12 protein-coding genes are annotated in these 16,060 nt (G+C 66.1%); all 12 read right to left on the bottom strand.

Annotation, left to right across the window (positions count from 1 at the left end; all coding sequences use genetic code 11):
• Positions 1-41: 41 nt before the first annotated feature.
• Positions 42-1,001 carry an electron transfer flavoprotein subunit alpha/FixB family protein gene (locus V9G04_04035; GenBank protein ID MEI2712471.1) on the bottom strand — a complete coding sequence of 320 codons (960 nt, stop codon included), beginning with the start codon at positions 999-1,001 and terminating at the stop codon, positions 42-44.
• Complete coding sequence (locus V9G04_04030; GenBank protein MEI2712470.1) at positions 998-1,768, bottom strand: hypothetical protein; 771 nt, start codon at positions 1,766-1,768, stop codon at positions 998-1,000. The genes V9G04_04035 and V9G04_04030 overlap by 4 nt, the downstream gene beginning before the upstream one ends.
• Before the next feature lie 58 nt (positions 1,769-1,826).
• Positions 1,827-4,352 carry an FAD-dependent oxidoreductase gene (locus V9G04_04025; protein ID MEI2712469.1) on the bottom strand — a complete coding sequence of 842 codons (2,526 nt, stop codon included), beginning with the start codon at positions 4,350-4,352 and terminating at the stop codon, positions 1,827-1,829.
• Between the two features lie 127 nt (positions 4,353-4,479).
• Positions 4,480-6,186 carry a BCCT family transporter gene (locus tag V9G04_04020; protein ID MEI2712468.1) on the bottom strand — a complete coding sequence of 569 codons (1,707 nt, stop codon included), beginning with the start codon at positions 6,184-6,186 and terminating at the stop codon, positions 4,480-4,482.
• A 304-nt stretch (positions 6,187-6,490) separates the two neighbouring features.
• Positions 6,491-7,483, bottom strand: coding sequence for an ABC transporter substrate-binding protein (locus tag V9G04_04015; GenBank protein MEI2712467.1), 993 nt, complete (start codon positions 7,481-7,483; stop codon positions 6,491-6,493).
• Between the two features lie 47 nt (positions 7,484-7,530).
• Positions 7,531-9,534 carry an ABC transporter permease subunit gene (locus V9G04_04010; GenBank protein ID MEI2712466.1) on the bottom strand — a complete coding sequence of 668 codons (2,004 nt, stop codon included), beginning with the start codon at positions 9,532-9,534 and terminating at the stop codon, positions 7,531-7,533.
• Entirely contained in the window at positions 9,534-10,586 is a 1,053-nt protein-coding gene (locus V9G04_04005) for a betaine/proline/choline family ABC transporter ATP-binding protein (protein ID MEI2712465.1), read from the bottom strand. Before V9G04_04005 ends, V9G04_04010 begins: the two co-directional genes overlap by 1 nt.
• Complete coding sequence (betA, locus tag V9G04_04000; GenBank protein ID MEI2712464.1) at positions 10,583-12,292, bottom strand: choline dehydrogenase; 1,710 nt, start codon at positions 12,290-12,292, stop codon at positions 10,583-10,585. Before betA ends, V9G04_04005 begins: the two co-directional genes overlap by 4 nt.
• A complete protein-coding gene (locus V9G04_03995; GenBank protein MEI2712463.1) occupies positions 12,292-13,794 on the bottom strand; it encodes an aldehyde dehydrogenase family protein in 1,503 nt (500 codons plus the stop codon). Before V9G04_03995 ends, betA begins: the two co-directional genes overlap by 1 nt.
• A 113-nt stretch (positions 13,795-13,907) precedes the next feature.
• Positions 13,908-14,474 carry a DUF3349 domain-containing protein gene (locus V9G04_03990; protein ID MEI2712462.1) on the bottom strand — a complete coding sequence of 189 codons (567 nt, stop codon included), beginning with the start codon at positions 14,472-14,474 and terminating at the stop codon, positions 13,908-13,910.
• Position 14,475: 1 nt separating this feature from the next.
• Entirely contained in the window at positions 14,476-14,784 is a 309-nt protein-coding gene (locus V9G04_03985) for a hypothetical protein (GenBank protein ID MEI2712461.1), read from the bottom strand.
• On the bottom strand, positions 14,784-16,001 hold the full coding sequence (locus V9G04_03980; GenBank protein ID MEI2712460.1) for an inorganic phosphate transporter: 1,218 nt from the start codon (positions 15,999-16,001) through the stop codon (positions 14,784-14,786). Before V9G04_03980 ends, V9G04_03985 begins: the two co-directional genes overlap by 1 nt.
• Positions 16,002-16,060: the final 59 nt, after the last annotated feature.

The raw sequence follows: 16,060 nt of genomic DNA, 5'->3' as shown, positions 1-16,060 counted from the left end.
CCCCCGCGGCCGCAGTTCTTTGCGTGTGTGGGGTGGTGCGCTCAGAGTTGCTCAAGCAGCGCGGGAAGCACCTCGTGCATATCCCCGATCAGGGCATAGTCGGCCTTGGTCACCATCGGCGCCTCGGCGTCGGTGTTGACCGCGATGATCGTCTTGGAGGAGGCGCAGCCGGCCCAGTGCTGGATGGCGCCGCTGATGCCGCACGCCAGATAGACGTCCGGAGCGATCCGGGTGCCGGTCTGGCCGACCTGCTCGTGGTGGGGGCGCCAGCCCAACGACGTCACGACACGCGAGACGCCCACGACGCCGCCGAGTTTCGCGGCTACCGCGTCCACGGCGTCGAACCCGTTGGGCCCGCCCGCGCCGCGGCCGGCACCGACCACGAACTTCGCGTCCTTCAGACCCGAGGAGTCCCCGCCCGACGCCTGCTCGACCGAGGCGACCCGCGAGACGCGGTCCTGCTCGGTCAAGACGACGTTCAGGGCGACCACCTCGGCCGCACCTGGAGTAGCCGCAGGCTCTGCCGCCACCGCGTGACCCGCGACCGAGAAGATCGCCGGGCGCATCCCGAGGACGAGTTCCTCCCACGCCGCTCCCCCGACGACCTGGCGGGTCACGGTGAAGGGCGCCAAGGAGGCGAACGCGATCACGTTGGCCGCCATCGGCGCGTCCAGCCGGGCCGCTACGTGCGCAAGTGCTTCGTTGCCACGGTTGGTGCCCGCTGCGGTGACGACCACCGCGCCGGCAGCTTCACGCGCAGCGAGCAGGGCCGAGGCCCAGGCACCACCACCGAACGAACCGAAGTCGTCACCCACAGCCTGATAAACCCGCCGTACGCCGTACGCCGCCAGCGCGCTCGCGCTGTCACCGAGGTCACCGACGACGACGGCGTCGATCGGCACTCCCCCGCCGGCCTCGCTCAGCGAGCGCGCGAACGCCACAGTCTCCAGGGACACCTCGGCCGGCGCGCCCTGCTCGATCTCGACCAGCACGATGATCATCGCGCCACCCCCAGCTTCACGAGCACGTCCTTCAATGCGCCGACCGCGGCGACCCCTTCTCCGAGCATCTCCACCGAGGAGGGTGTCGGAGGCGGCAGCGTGATCCGCGTGCGTACGGCACCTGCTGGTGCAGCCGACGGCTGGCGCTCCTCGATCGCGATCTTCTTGGCCTTGATCCGACCCGAAACCGTCGGATAGCGCGGGTCGACCCCGCCCTCCATCACGGCCACCACGGCCGGCAGCGGCACCCGATAGGTCTCGCGCCCCTCGGCCGCCTCACCGAGCGCCACGGCGACGCCGTCCTCGACCGACACCAGGTTGACCCCGCCGACGACCGGACGCTCAAGCATCGTGGCCAGACGTACGCCCACCTGGAAGTCGCCGCTGTCGGCTGCGTCGTTGCCAAGCAAGATCAGGTCGTACGACGTCCCGGCCGCCTCGTGCTCGCGTACGACGGCTGCCACTTCGCGGGCCACGTCGCCCGGACCGTAGGCCGACGACTCGGCCACGATGTGCACTGCCGCCTGAACACCCAGAGCCAGCGAGGACCGCAACTGGTCGGCTGCCTCTTCGGGCCCCAGGGTCAGGACGGTCGCAGTCCCACCCCCGTCGGACGCGATCTGGATCGCCAACTCGATCGCACAGTTCTCGTGCGGACTCACGGTCCAGCCGGAGTGCCGACCGTCGACCGCCTGGGCGTCGTCGGTCAACACCACTTCGCTGCTGACGTCAGGGACTCGCTTGATGCAGACCAGGACGTTGGTCATGCTGACACCTGCCTTGGTTTCGAGGCTCGCTTCGCTCGCACCTCCACCACCGGCGACATCACCGCATCCGCTCGTTGGCCGGGTCGAAGAGCGACGTAGCGTCCACCGAGCCGACCGTCACGGGATAGAGCTCCTCCATATAGGAGACCGCGAGCTCGTTGCCGAGCGTGGCCTGGTCGACGGGCAGGTACGCCATCAGCACGTGCTTGCCCAACGACGGCGCGGAGCCGGCGGACGTGACGTACGGGTGCTTGCCGTGACCGTCGGTCAGGATCGCGCCGTCGCGCGTCACGATCGGTTCCCCACCCAGCATGTAGCGCTTCACGCCGCTGGCCGAGGTGTGGTCGTCGACGGTCAGCGTGCACAGGATCGTCTTGGGTTCGGCGTCGCGCTGGGCGAGGTACGCCTCGCGGCCCACGAAGTCGGCCGCCTTGACCTTCGGACGCTGCATGCCCGCCTCGACGATCGAACGCTCTCCGTCGAGTTCGGCGCCGAACGCGCGGTAGCCCTTCTCGATGCGACCGGTCGTGCCGTAGACGCCGATGCCCACCGGCACCGCACCCACCGGACGGCCGGCGCCGAGCAACGCGTTCCACAATTCCACCGCGTTGGCCATCGGCACATAGAGCTCCCAGCCGAGTTCGCCGACGTACGAGATCCGCGACGCGAGCACCGGTGCACCGACACCCTCGACCGAGATCTCACGGCACGACAGCATTCCGAAGCCCTCACCGGAGACGTCGTCGCTGGTGAGTGAGGCGAGGATCTCGCGGGCCTTGGGACCCCAGATGCCGATGGTCGAGTAGTCGTTGGTGAGGTCCTCGAGCGTGGCACCGTCGGCCAGGTGGTCGCGGAACCACTTGACGTCCACCATGCCGTGCGCGCCGCCGGTGACGACGCGGAAGTGCTCGTCGCCGAGCCGCATCACCGTGAGGTCGGAGATGAAGCCGCCCTTGGAGTCAAGCACCGGGGTGTAGATCACCTTGCCGACCGCGACGTCGCACTGCGCGACACAGGTCTGCTGCACGCTGGCCAGCGCGCCCGGGCCGGTGATGTCGAAGATGTGGAACGCCGACAGGTCGACCACACCGGCGTGCTCGCGCATCGCGAGGTGCTCGGCGTTGATGATCGGGCTCCACCAGCGCGAGTCCCACTCGTGCTCGCGCGGCATCACGGCATCGCCGTACGTCTCGACGAGGCCGGCGTTGGACTCGTACCAGAACGGCCGCTCCCAGCCGACGGTCTCGAAGAAGACCGCACCATCGGCGGCCTGGACGTCGTACATCGGCGACTTGCGGATGCCGCGGCGCGACTCGTACTGCTCGGACGGGTGGACGATGCCGTACGTCTTGTTGAACGCCTCGGACGTACGCTCCCGCACGTGCTCACGGTCGCCCTGGTGGCTGTGGAAGCGGGCGATGTCGCTGGCGCTGACGTCGATCTCGGGGTGGCCGTTGACCATCCACTCGGCGACGGCGCGCGCGGTGCCGGGGCCTTCCTTGATCCAGACTGCGGCTGCGACCCAGAGCTTCTCGACGTCGGATTCACCCAGGATCGGCATGCCGTCGACGGTCAGCGAGAGCAGGCCGTTGATCGCATAGCGGATCTCGGCACCCTCGGCACCCAGCAGGTCCGGCATCAGCTCGAAGGCCTCCTCCAACTGCTGGTCGAAGTCCTCCTCGGTGAACGGCAACTCGGTCGGCGACAGCTTGGACTGCTCGATCGAGGGGATGTCCTCGGGCTCCATCAGGATCGGGCGGTGGGCGTACGACCCGACCTCCATGTCGGCGCCGTGCTGGCGCTCATAACAGAAGGTGTCCATGTCGCGCACGATCGGGAAACTGATCTCACCCTCCTTGTCCGCCAGTTGCGGGCAGGGGCCGACCGAGATCATCTGGTGTACGGCCGGGGTGAGCGGGATCTTGATGCCCGCCATGTCGCCGATCTTCGGGCTCCACACACCGCAGGCGATCACGACGTACTCCGCCTCGATGTCGCCCTTGTCGGTGCGTACGCGGGTGATCTTGCGGCGCCCGTGGGTGCTCTCCTCGGTGTCGAGACCGACGACCTCCACATTGGGTACGACGGTCAGGGCGCCGAGCTCCATCGCCTTCTCGCGCATGATCGTGCCTGCGCGCAGCGAGTCGACGACGCCGACGCTGGGGGTGTAGAAGCCGCCCAGGATGACGTCCTTCTCCAAGAACGGCACCATCTCCTCGACCTCGTCGGGAGTCACCATCCGAGCATCGATGCCCCACGCCTTGGCGCTGGACATCCGGCGACGCAGCTCCTCCATCCGCTCCTCGGAGCGGGCGACCTCGATGCCGCCGGACTGGGTGAAGACGTCCATCTCGGTGTATTGGCGCACCGAGTCGAACGTCAGGTCGGTCATCTCGCGGCTGTGGTCGACCGGGAAGATGAAGTTCGACGCGTGGCCGGTGGAGCCGCCCGGGTTGGGCAGCGCGCCCTTGTCGAGTTGGACGATGTCGCGCCAGCCCAGGTTGGCCAGATGCCAGACCAGACCGTTGCCGACGATGCCGGCACCGATGACGACGCACTTCGCGGACGAGGGAACTTCAGCCATGGGAGACGCCTTCCAAAGAGTTGCGCATGACGCAACCTGATGCGCGATAGGGAACAGTCTCCAAATGTGCCTGTGACGCGCCCCACTGTCAAGCAGAGCGCGTCACAGGCGTACGAGGTGGTGGACCCTACTGCTGCTCGGGCTCCTTGTCAGCCTCGTCGATCGACGGGTGCTCGTGACCGAGTGCCGCGAGCGCGACCAGGTTCTGCTCCTCCAGATCCATCCGCTGCGCGTGCAGCACGGCCCGACGTACGCGGCTGGGCAGCGTCGACTCGTACGGCTCCTCTCGCAGTGCCTTCAGCAGGGAGAAGCACATCGCGATGATGATCAGCATGAACGGCCCGGCCACGATGATGATCAACGTCTGCAGGGCGCTCAGGCCGAGTTTGAGGTCATCGCCTCCCGACCACAACAGCACGGCAGCGACCGCACCCTGGGCGACACCCCAGAAGATGATCAGCCAGCGCTTGGGTTCCTCCTGACCGTTCTGACTGAGCATGCCCATCACGATCGAGGCCGAGTCGGCGCCGGTAATGAAGAAGATCGCGATCAAGAAGATCGCCAACACCACCGTGACGGCACTGAGCGGATAGTCGCGCAGCGTTTCGAACAGCACGCTCTCCGTGCCCTTGGCCAGCTCGGCGGCCATGTCCTTGCCTTGGTGCAGTTGCAGGTCCATCGCGGCGCCACCGAGGATCGCGAACCAGACGAACGAGACCAGGCTCGGGACCAGGATCACGTAAATCACGAACTGGCGGATCGTGCGCCCCTTGGAGATGCGGGCGATGAACATGCCGACGAAGGGGGTCCACGAGATCCACCAGGCCCAGTAGAAGACGGTCCAGCCGCTGATCCAGGCCTGTTCGTCGGCCGAGAAGGCACCCGTACGGAAACTCATCGTGGGCAGATGAGTCAGGTAGCCACCCAGCGACTCGGTGAACGTGCTCATGATGAAGACGGTCGGACCGACGACGAAAAGGAAGAAGACCAAGACCACAGCGGCGACCGCGTTGGCGTTGGAGAGGAACTGCACGCCCTTGTCGATGCCGGTCACGGCTGAGACCACGAAGCACGCGGTCAAGATGGCGATCACGATCACCGCCAAGGTGACGCTCTTGCCGCTGCCGATGCCCACGTTGTCCAGACCACCGGTGATCTGCAGCGCGCCGAGGCCCAGCGAGGTGGCGGAGCCGAAGAGCGTCGCGAAGATCGCGATCACGTCGATCGCCTTGCCCGGGCCTTCGGATGCCTTGTCGCCGAGCAGCGGCCGGAACGCCCCGCTGATCAGGTTGCCGTAGCCCTTGCGATAGGCGAAGTAGCCGATCGACAAGCCGATCACGGCGTACATCGCCCAGGGGTGGAAGCCCCAGTGGAAGTAGGTGTATTCCATCGACTTCTGGGCAGCGGCACCGGTGCCGCCCTTGCCGATGCCCAACGGCGGGGTGTTCAGGTGGGTCAACGGCTCGGCGACACCCCAGAAGATCAGGCCGATGCCCATGCCGGTGGCGAACATCATCGAGACCCACGAGAAGGTGGAGAACTCGGGTTGAGAATCGTCGGGGCCGAGCTTGATGTTGCCGTAGCGGCTGATCGCGAGATAGCCCGAGAAGAGTACGAAGAACGCGCTGGTGAGCACGAACAGCCAACCGAAGTTGGTGGTCAGCCAGGTGAGCCAGGTGCCGGTCTTGTCCGACATCGAACTCGGGCTGAGGGCGCCCCAGAGCAGGAAAGCGGCGACGAGCGTGGCCGCGATGCCGAAGGTGACGGTGTCGAGAGGGAGGTCTTTGCGAGCGTGCGGTCGCCCGTGCTGCGCGGGTGTGGTCGGTTCTGCCATGCCAGCTCCTGAGAATGCCTGGTGTGTATGCGCCCGTGAGTGTGTTGCGTTCACCGCAACTTCATGCACAGTTCGCAACAAGGTGGCGCAGGTCACATGCTTTGTCAACCGCCTTCGGTCTCACGGCGACAACTCGGTGTGGTTTCGAGACGGCCGCTGCGCGGCCTCCTCAACCACCGGGGATGCGAACACCGGTGGTTGAGGAGCGCCGCAGGCGCGTCTCGAAACCACCACGTCCTACCGGTGGTGGAGGAGCGCCGCAGGCGCGTCTCGAAACCACGCCGCCGAGTTAGCGGACTCGAGCTCACTTGCCGAGCCAGGCGTCCACCTTGTCCTGGTTCTCCTCGACCCACTTCTTCGCGGCGTCCTTGGGGTCCATCTTCTCTTCGGAGATGTACTTCGAGACCAGGTTCTGGTCGTCATTGGTCCAGGTGAAGTTCTTCACCAGGTCGACCGCCGTCGAGTCCGAGTCGGCCCACTCGGTGGACACGATCTTCTTGAGCTCGGTCTCGGGGTAGTCACACGCGACCTTGGCCGGGTCGTCCTGGCAGCCCTCCTCGTACGGCGGCAGCGCAACCTTCTCCAGGGGGATATCGGCGAACAACCACTGCGGCTCGTAGAAGTACCCGATCAGGAACTCCTTGTTCTTCTCAGCCTTCTGGAACGCCTGGATCGAGGCTGCCTCGGAGCCGGAGAAGACGACCTTGAAGTCGAGCCCCAGGTTGCTCACGATGGCCTCGTCGAACTGCACGTACGACGGATCGGCACCCAGGAACTGACCCTTGCCACCCGACTCCGAGGTGGCGAAGTCCTTGGCGTACTTGTTGAGGTTGTTGTAGTCCAGGATGTCCGGGTGCTCCTTGGCCAACCACGGCGGGACGTACCAGCCGATGATGCCGACGTTGCCGGTCGGACCGAAGTCCTCGGCGGAACCGTCACCAGAATCGGCGAAGAACTTCTTTTCCAGATCGGGGTGGCCCCAGTCCTCGATCACCACATCGACCTCGCCGGTGCCGAAGCCCTGCCAGGAGACGTCCTCCTTGAGGTCCTTGTAGGTGACGTTGCAGCCCAACTCGGTCTCCGCGATGTAGCCCACGACGTACGCGTCGGCCTCGTAGCCGACCCACGGGTTGACCGCCATGTTGAGGTCGCCGCACTCGCCCCCGGCGGTGGAGGCCTTCGACTCGTTGGCCTTGGTCTGCTCGTCGATCGTGCCCCCACCGCAGCCTGCGAGCACCAGAACGGCACCGATGGCTACGGAGGCGAGGCCTGTGCTTCTTGCCAGACTTCTTCTCACTTGCTTCCTCCTTGAGTGGTGACCGACCCGAGCTGGGTCGTTGGTGCTCAGGCCTTGCGGCCGGAACGGTCCGCCGCAGCGCGCGCGATGCGGTCGATCATGATGCCGAGCAGGGCGATCGCGATGCCGGCGGCAGCGCCACGACCCCAGTACTCGGAGCGAGCAAACCCGTGTACGACGTCGTACCCCAGCGCCTGGGCTCCGACCAGTCCACCGATCACGACCATCGACAAGACATACAGCAGGCCCTGGTTGGTGGCCAGCACCAGCGACGACTTGGCCATCGGCAACTGCACCTTGCCGATCTCCTGCCAGGTCGTGCTGCCGACCGACCTCGCGGCTTCGATGGTGGGCTGTGGGATGCCCTTCACTCCGTCGGCGACCAATTTGATCGCCACCGGCGCCGCATAGACGACGGCCGCGAGGATCGCGGCGAACCGGCCAACGCCGAACAGACCCAGCACCGGGATCAGGTACACGAAGGGCGGGATGGTCTGCCCCGCGTCGAGCAGCGGCCGGATGATCAGGTCCGTACGCCGACTGCGGCCCATCGCGACACCCAGCACGATCGCGAGTGCCATCACCAGCAACACACCGACCAGACACATCGTCAGTGTCTCCATGGTGACGTTCCACAGGTCGGTGAAGTAGATGCCGGTCAGACACACCAGCGCCGGGATGAGCGCGCGTACGCCTCCGAACACGAATGCCAGCGCGCTGATCCCGATGCCCGCCAACCACCACGGGGAGTCGGCCAGGAACGACTGGAGCGGGTTCAGCAGGACGTCGGTGACGAGGTTCTTGAAGCCTTCCGTGACGCCGTCGAGGTTGCCGGTGATCCAGTCGAAGATCGAGTTCACCACATCGGCCAAGCGCTGCTTCCAAGGAGTGTCGGGGAAGGTCGCGAGTGCGGGATAAGTGCGCGAGAGATAGACGCAGACCAAGGCGATAACGGCCCCGACGCCTGCGAGAAGGCGACGAGTGCGTACGTCTCCCCCGCCACCGCGAGCGATCACCTCGCCGCGCTCGCTGGCCGCCGTCGTGACGCGGTCGAGCATGATCGCCATCGCCACGATCAGCGCACCCGGCACGAAGCCACCACCGACGTCGAGGATCTTCAGGGCGTCCAGCACGGGCTGGCCGAGCCCGGGGCCATCCACGAAGGCGGCGAGTGTCGCCATCGACAGCGCGGCCAGGGTGGTCTGGTTCAGACCCACCACGATGGTGCGCCGCGCCATCGGGAGTTCGACCTTGACCAGGCGCTGCCATGAGGTCTGACCGGCCGAGTCGGTGGCTTCCAGGACTTGCGGCGACACCTCCAGGATGCCGTGGGCGGTGATCCTGATGATCGGTGGCATCGCATAGACCAGGGTCAACATCACCGCTGACGACGCGCCGATGCCGAAGAACAACGCGAACGGTGCGAGGTAGACGAAGGTCGGGAAGGTCTGCATCACGTCGAGCAGGCTGGTGATCGCCGAATGTACGAGGCGGTTGCGGGCCATCAGGATGCCGATCGGCAGACCGAGCGCGAAGCAGATCGTGACGGCCATCCCGGTGATGATCAACAGGTCCATGCTGTCGGACCAATACCCGAAGAGACCGAAGGACAAGAAGGTGCCCAGGACGAGCACGGCCGGCCTCCACCCGGCGAAGATCTGCGCCAGCACGGTGGCGATCGCCGTCACTCCCAGCCAGCCGATCTGAGGTACGGGCCGCGGAAACGCCGGGACGGAGATCAGTTCTTGCAGCCACTTCACGATCTCGTTGAAGAACTTTCCCAGACCATAGGTGAACTGCATGATCGGGTTGGTGCTGCGCGCCCCCAGCACGTCGTCGCGCAGCCCGGACAGGTCGCGATGCAGCGGCGTCATCTCGGTGCCGGCGATCGCCAGCGTGTCGCGACCCTTGGTGAAGAACCAGACCACCAGCCACACTGCGATCACCAGAGCCGCCCACACCCAGCGCGACACGCGCTTCTCGGTCGGCTCTGGCTCAGGAGCGCCGGGTTCGACCGGCTTGCGTTCGGGGCTGAGAGTCGCGGTGGCCATCAGGACTCCGCGACATCGGAAGGCGTACGGTCCTCTGCCACCACCACGCGCAGGATGTCCTCGTCGTCGACCACGCCCACGAACTTGTCGTGGTCGTCGACCACTCGCACAGGACCTTGCGCGTCCAGGACAGCGCGCGCAGCCTCTCGTACGATCACATCCTGGTGCAGCGTCGTCGACCCCACTCCTTCGTCACCGACGGGCGGACGCATCACCCACTTGAGCGTCAAGACGTGCGACTTGGGCACGTCTGAGACGAACTCGCGTACGTAGTCGTCGGCGGGTTGGGCCACGATCTCGTCACCCGTGCCGACCTGGACGATCTCGCCGTCGCGCATGATGAGGATGCGGTCACCCAGTTTCAGCGCCTCGGCGAGGTCGTGGGTGATGAAGACCATCGTCTTGCCCAGTTCCTTGTGGAGCCGGATGACTTCGTTCTGCATGTCGCGTCGGATCAGCGGGTCCAGTGCCGAGAACGGCTCGTCGAAGAGCAACATGTCGGGATCACCCGCCAGGGCTCGCGCGAGTCCGACGCGCTGCTGCATGCCTCCGGAGAGTTGGTCGGGATAGGACTTCTCATAGCCGCTCAGCCCGACCAGATCGACGACCTCGGCCGCCTTGGCCCTGCGCTCGGCCTTCGGCACGCCGCGCACCTCCAGGCCGTACGCCACGTTGTCGATGACCTGCTTGTGGGGCAGCAGACCGAAATGCTGGAACACCATGGACACGTGCTTGCGACGCAACTCGCGAAGATCTCGCTCGCTGGCCGTGGTGACGTCTTGGCCGTTGAGCATTACCGACCCAGCGGTCGGCTCAATCAGGCGGGTGAGCAGGCGTACGAGCGTCGACTTGCCGGAGCCAGAGAGCCCCATCACGACGAACACCTCGCCCGGCGCGACGTCGAAGGACACATCCTTGACGCCGACCACACAGCCGGTCTTCGCCTTCAGGTCCGCGCGGGACAGGTCGGCGTCGGATGTCCCGATGATCTTGTCGGCCTTCGCGCCGAATATCTTCCACAGGTTGCTGACGGACAGCGCTGCCTCGGTCATGACGTGGCCTCCTGCGGCTCCAACGGCATCCCGGAGCCGTGCCTGTAGTAAGGCACGGAATCGGCCGGAAGTGGGGTATTTCCAAGAATCAGGTCCGCCGCCTTCTCCGCGACCATCATCACCGGGGCATAGATATTGCCGTTCGTGACATAGGGGAAGACGCTCGCGTCGACGACTCGCAGCCCCTCCACGCCGTACACATTGAGCGACGTCGGATCGGTGACTGCGTCGTCGCCCACACCCATCTTCGCGGTGCAACTGGGATGCAGTGCCGTCTCGGCATCCTCGCGCACCCAGTCGAGGATCTCTTCGTCGGTCTCCACGCTCGGGCCGGGCGAGATCTCGCCGCCGTTGAACGGCGCCATCGCGGGCTGGTTGAGGATCAACCGGGCCGTGCGGATCGCCTCGACCCATTCCTTGCGGTCCGTCGGAGTCGACAGATAGTTGAACAGCATCGACGGCTTCTCGTACGGATTGGTGCTCTTGATCCGCACATGGCCGCGGGTGTCGGCATACATCGGGCCGATGTGCACCTGATAGCCGTGCCCGCCGACCGGCAGCCCCTTGGGCTGGGTGCCGTCATAGCGGATCGCGATCGGCAGGAAGTGGAACATCAGGTTGGGCCACGACACGTCGTCGTTGCTGCGCGCGAAACCGCCGCCCTCGAAGTGGTTGGTCGCGCCGAGGCCCTTCTTGAAGAACAGCCAGTCCACGGCCGTCTTCGGGCGTCGATGCCACCTCAGCCCGGGCGCGATCGAAACCGGCTGCTTGGCGGCGTACTGGATATAGACCTCGAGGTGGTCCTGGAGGTTCTCCCCCACCCCCGGCAGGTGGTGCACCATCTCGACGCCGAGCGGTTCGAGGTGCTCTCGGTTGCCGACGCCGGAGAGTTGCAGCAGTTGGGGCGTATTGATCGCGCCGCCGCTGAGGATGATGTCGTCGGCGTACGCGCGGTACGTCCGCCCGCCGCGCCGGTATTCGACGCCGATCGCCTTGGTGCCACGGAACAGGACTCGGGTGGCATGCGCGAGGGTGCGTACGGTCAGGTTAGGCCGCCGCATCGCCGGGTGCAGGTACGCCCGCGCCGCCGACCAGCGCCGTGAGTCGCGGATGTTGCGATCGAAGGGGCCGAAGCCTTCCTGGCGATAGCCGTTCACGTCGGACGTACGCGGGAAGCCGGCCTGCTCGGCGGCGGTGAAGAACGCCTCGAAGAGCGGGTTGGCCGCCCTGCCACGTTCCAGCCACAACGGGCCGTCGCCGCCGCGCCAGGCGTTGCCGCCGTTGCTGCCGTCGGCCAGGTGCAGCGCCTCCATCTTCTTGAAATAGGGAAGGCAGTGCAGGTAGTCCCAACTCTCCATCCCGGGGTCGGCCGCCCAGCGGTCGTAGTCCATCGGGTTGCCCCGCTGGAAGATCATTCCGTTGATGCTTGAGGACCCACCCAGCACCTTGCCGCGCGCGTGATAGATCCGGCGGCCGCCCATCTCGGGCTCCGGATCGGTCTCATAGCGCCAGTCGTACATCGGGTTGCCGATGCCGAAAGGCAGTGCGGCCGGCATATGTACGAGCGGGTCGATGCGGAAGTCGCTGCGGCCCGCTTCGAGGACCAGCACATCATTCGAGGCGTCCTCGCTCAGCCGGGCACCCAGTGCGCTGCCCGCCGAACCACCACCGACGACGATGAAGTCGAAGGTCTCTCGCCCAGCCATCAGTCCCACCACTCCGATCGTGCGGGCGCGGTGTTGCGCCAGATGTGCTTGGTCTCTCGGTACTCGGCGAGGCCGTGGGCGCCGAGTTCGCGGCCGATGCCGGACTGTTTGTAGCCACCCCACTCGGCCTGGGCGACGTAGGGGTGGAAGTCGTTGATCCAGACCGTACCCATCCGCAGGGCAGCAGCGACCCGGTCCGCTGTGGCTCCCTCGTTGGTCCACACCGCCCCGGCCAGGCCATAGATGGAGTCATTAGCGAGGCGGATCGCGTCGGCCTCGTCGGTGAACGTCTCGACCGTCAGGACCGGGCCGAAGGACTCGTCCTGAACGCAGGTCATCTCGGTCGAGCATTCGTCGAGCACGGTGGGAGCGAAGAAGTAGCCGTGGGCCAAGGCGCCGTCGGTGACCCGGGAGCCACCCGTACGCACCACCGCCCCCTCGGCGCGAGCCGCCGCGACGTACGCCTCCACCTTGGCCAGGTGATCGGCCGAGACCAGGGCACCGGTCTGGGCGTCGTCGTCGAACGGCCCGCCGAGGCGGATCTTCCCGGCGCGGTTGACCAACTCGTCCACGAACTCGTCGTGGATGGATTCCTCGACCAGGAGCCGAGCGCCTGCGCTGCAGACCTGCCCGGAGTGCAAGAAGACGGCGGTGAGGGCGTTGTCGAGCGCGGCCTCCCAAAGATCGGTTCCGGTGACGTCAGCGAAGACGATGTTCGGGTTCTTGCCGCCTAGTTCGAGCGCGATGCGCTTGACCGTGTCGGCCGCGTTGCGCATCAGCGCCTTGCCGGTCGAGAGACCGCCCGTGAACGACACGAGGTCGACGCGCGGGTCGGTGGACAGCGGCGCTCCGGCTGTTGCGCCCGCGCCCAGGACGAGGTTGCCCACGCCCTTGGGCAGACCCGCCTCGTCCAGGAGGCGCATCAGGTGGATCGCCGTGTGCGGGGTCAACTCCGAGGGCTTGAGGACGAAGGTGTTGCCTGCCATCAGGCAGGGCGCGACCTTCCAGGACACCTGCAGCAACGGATAGTTCCACGGGGTGATCAGTGAACAGACGCCCACCGGTTCGTGGACCACCATGCTGTGTACGCCGTCTCGCCCCACGTCGACGGTTCGCGCCGCCTCGTGACCGGACGAGTCTGACTGCTCCTCGATCGCGAGTGCGCCGTAGTGGCGAAAGACTGACGTCACGTCGTCGATGTCGTACTCGCTCTCGACGAGGCGCTTGCCGGTGTCGAGCGACTCCATCCGCGCCATCTCGGCCCTGTCGCGTTGCAGCAGATCAGCGACGCGGAGCAAGAAAGCCCCCCGTTCGGCGACGGGCGTACGACTCCACACATTCAGGTCGAAGGCAGCGCGTGCGGCCGCGATGGCCGCCTCGGTGTCCTCTGGGCCGGCCTCGTCGATCTCGGCTACCAGCGAGTTGTCGGCCGGGCACCGAATCTCACGCTTCGCGCCAGCGCGTGCCGACACCCACCGTCCGTCGATGAACAACTCGGCCAAGGCGTCCGTACCTCCTGTTGCAAATGACGCAACTCAATGCTCATTTCGCAACGTGCGCCATCGCTGAGCATGGAGGGGTCAGCGCGGTTGGTCAAGCACTTCGGGCGGGCGGTCTAGTCGCCGCCGAGTTCGACCGGCCAGCCCTTCTTGCGCAGATGCGCGGTCACCCGCGCGATCTCTTGAGGCGTTGCGGACTCGTTGATGACCGACTCGATGGCGTCGGCGATGTCTTCCTGGGCCGGCTTGAGCACACCCGCCGCCTGGAGGTCCTTGCGTACGGCCTTCATCTCGGCCTTGGTCAGCCGACGTTCCAAGATCGCGACCAACGGGATGAAGTCCTGGTCGGGCACGCCCTCGGGATAGCCCGCCTTGAGCCAGTTGACCACGCCGCCCAGCGCGCGCATCACGACGCCTTCGCTCACGACCATCTCGGTGCTGCGCGCGGGCGCAGCCAGCGGCCAACCGCCCGCCACAAGCACGCCGCCGACCCGGGCTACCTCGCTCTTGGATGCGGCCTCATCGACGTGGAGGTTCCAGCCACGTGCGACCTCGGCGAGTTCCTCGCCGTCCAGCATGTTGCGCAGCACTCCGACCAGTCCGGCCCGATCGGCCTTCGGAACGCCGTCGGGATAGGCGCCAGCGATCCAGACCATGACGCGCTCAACTGCGGACGAATCCATCTCAGCTCTTCTCCACAATCGTCGGGAAGATGTGCTCGAAGCTCACTTCCTTGCCCATGCCGGCGGCGACGATGATCTCAATGCCGGCGATCACGGCCAACAACACGACCGCAAAACACAACCAGGCCAAGATCTTCGTGCCCGTGTTCGACGGGTGCTCGGTGACGGTGCCGTCTGCGGCGACATTCTCACGCCCGGCCCACAGGCGTACGCCCAAGGCGAAGATGATCGGCAAGCCGGCGCCCAGCAGCAGCCCGTCCTTGAACAAGATCCAGGTGCCTTCGAGCGACACCTTGATGGTCTCCCACATCACGAGTTGTCCACCTTCTGCTTGCGAATCTTCTTGGTGCCTTCCCACATCTCGCTGACGTTGTGGTGGTCGACCTTGTCGTGGCGCGATTGCCAGAACATCCACAACGCACCCGAGATCAGCAGCGCCATCACCACCAGCGCGCCCGGAAGTCCGCCAATCGTGTGGCCCAGCCACCACATGAACGCGCCGATCAAACCGGCGGCCGGCAGCGTGGTCGCCCACGCGATCACCATCCGTCCGGCCACACTCCAGCGCACGTGTGCCCCGGGGCGACCCACGCCCGAGCCCAGGATCGAGCCGCTCGCGACCTGTGTGGTGCTCAGCGGCACGCCGAGGTGCGAGGCGGTCAAGATGACCGCAGTCGAGGCGCCGTCGGCGGCCATGCCCTGCGGGCGGGTGATCTCGACCAAGCCCTTGCTCAGGGTGCGGATGATCCGCCAGCCGCCGAGGTAGGTGCCACTCGCGATCGCCACGGCACACGCGACCTTGACCCAGAACGGCACTGAAGTGGTGTCGGTGTGAGAGCCGTACGCAATCAGGCCGAGGGTGATGACGCCCATGGTCTTCTGCGCGTCGTTGGTGCCGTGCCCCAGGCTCACCAGCGAGGCAGCACCGATCTGACCCCAACGGAAGCCGGCGTCGCCACGCTTCTTGTTCAGGCCGCTCGCCAGTTTGAGCACCACCCAGGCGCCGAACGCCGCGATCGCTCCCGCGATCAGGGGCGAGAGCACCGCGGGGATCAAGATCTTGCCGACGACGCCGTCGATCTTGGTGCCGTCACCGACCCACTTGACACCGTCGGTGCCGAGTGCGGCCATGGTCGCGCCGATGATGCCGCCGAGCAGGGCGTACGACGAACTCGACGGCAGGCCGAGCAGCCAGGTGAACATGTTCCACAAGATCGCGCCGGTCAGACCCGCCAGCACGATCAGCAGCAACGCCTCACCATGATTGGCGAGCAGGTCAGAACGTGGCGAACCATCGTCGTTTTGCAGTTTGACGACCGAGTTGGTGACGGTCAGGGCGACTGCGACGGAGAGGAAGGCGCCGATCAGGTTCATCGTGGCTGCCAGCGCCACCGCCTGCTTGGGCTTCAGCGCCCCGGTGGCAATGGAGGCGGCCACGGCATTGCCGGTGTCGTGAAAGCCGTTGGTGAAGTCGAAGAAGAGTGCCGTACCGATGACACAGATGAGCACGATGAGTGCGGGATCCACAGCACCAGAGTGGAGGCAACACCACCCGGACGGCAAACTGTCACCTGATATTCATCTGA

It is taken from the genome of Nocardioides sp. (assembly GCA_037045645.1).
Taxonomy (GTDB): domain Bacteria; phylum Actinomycetota; class Actinomycetes; order Propionibacteriales; family Nocardioidaceae; genus Nocardioides.
This window is presented reverse-complemented; position numbering and strand designations above follow the sequence as displayed.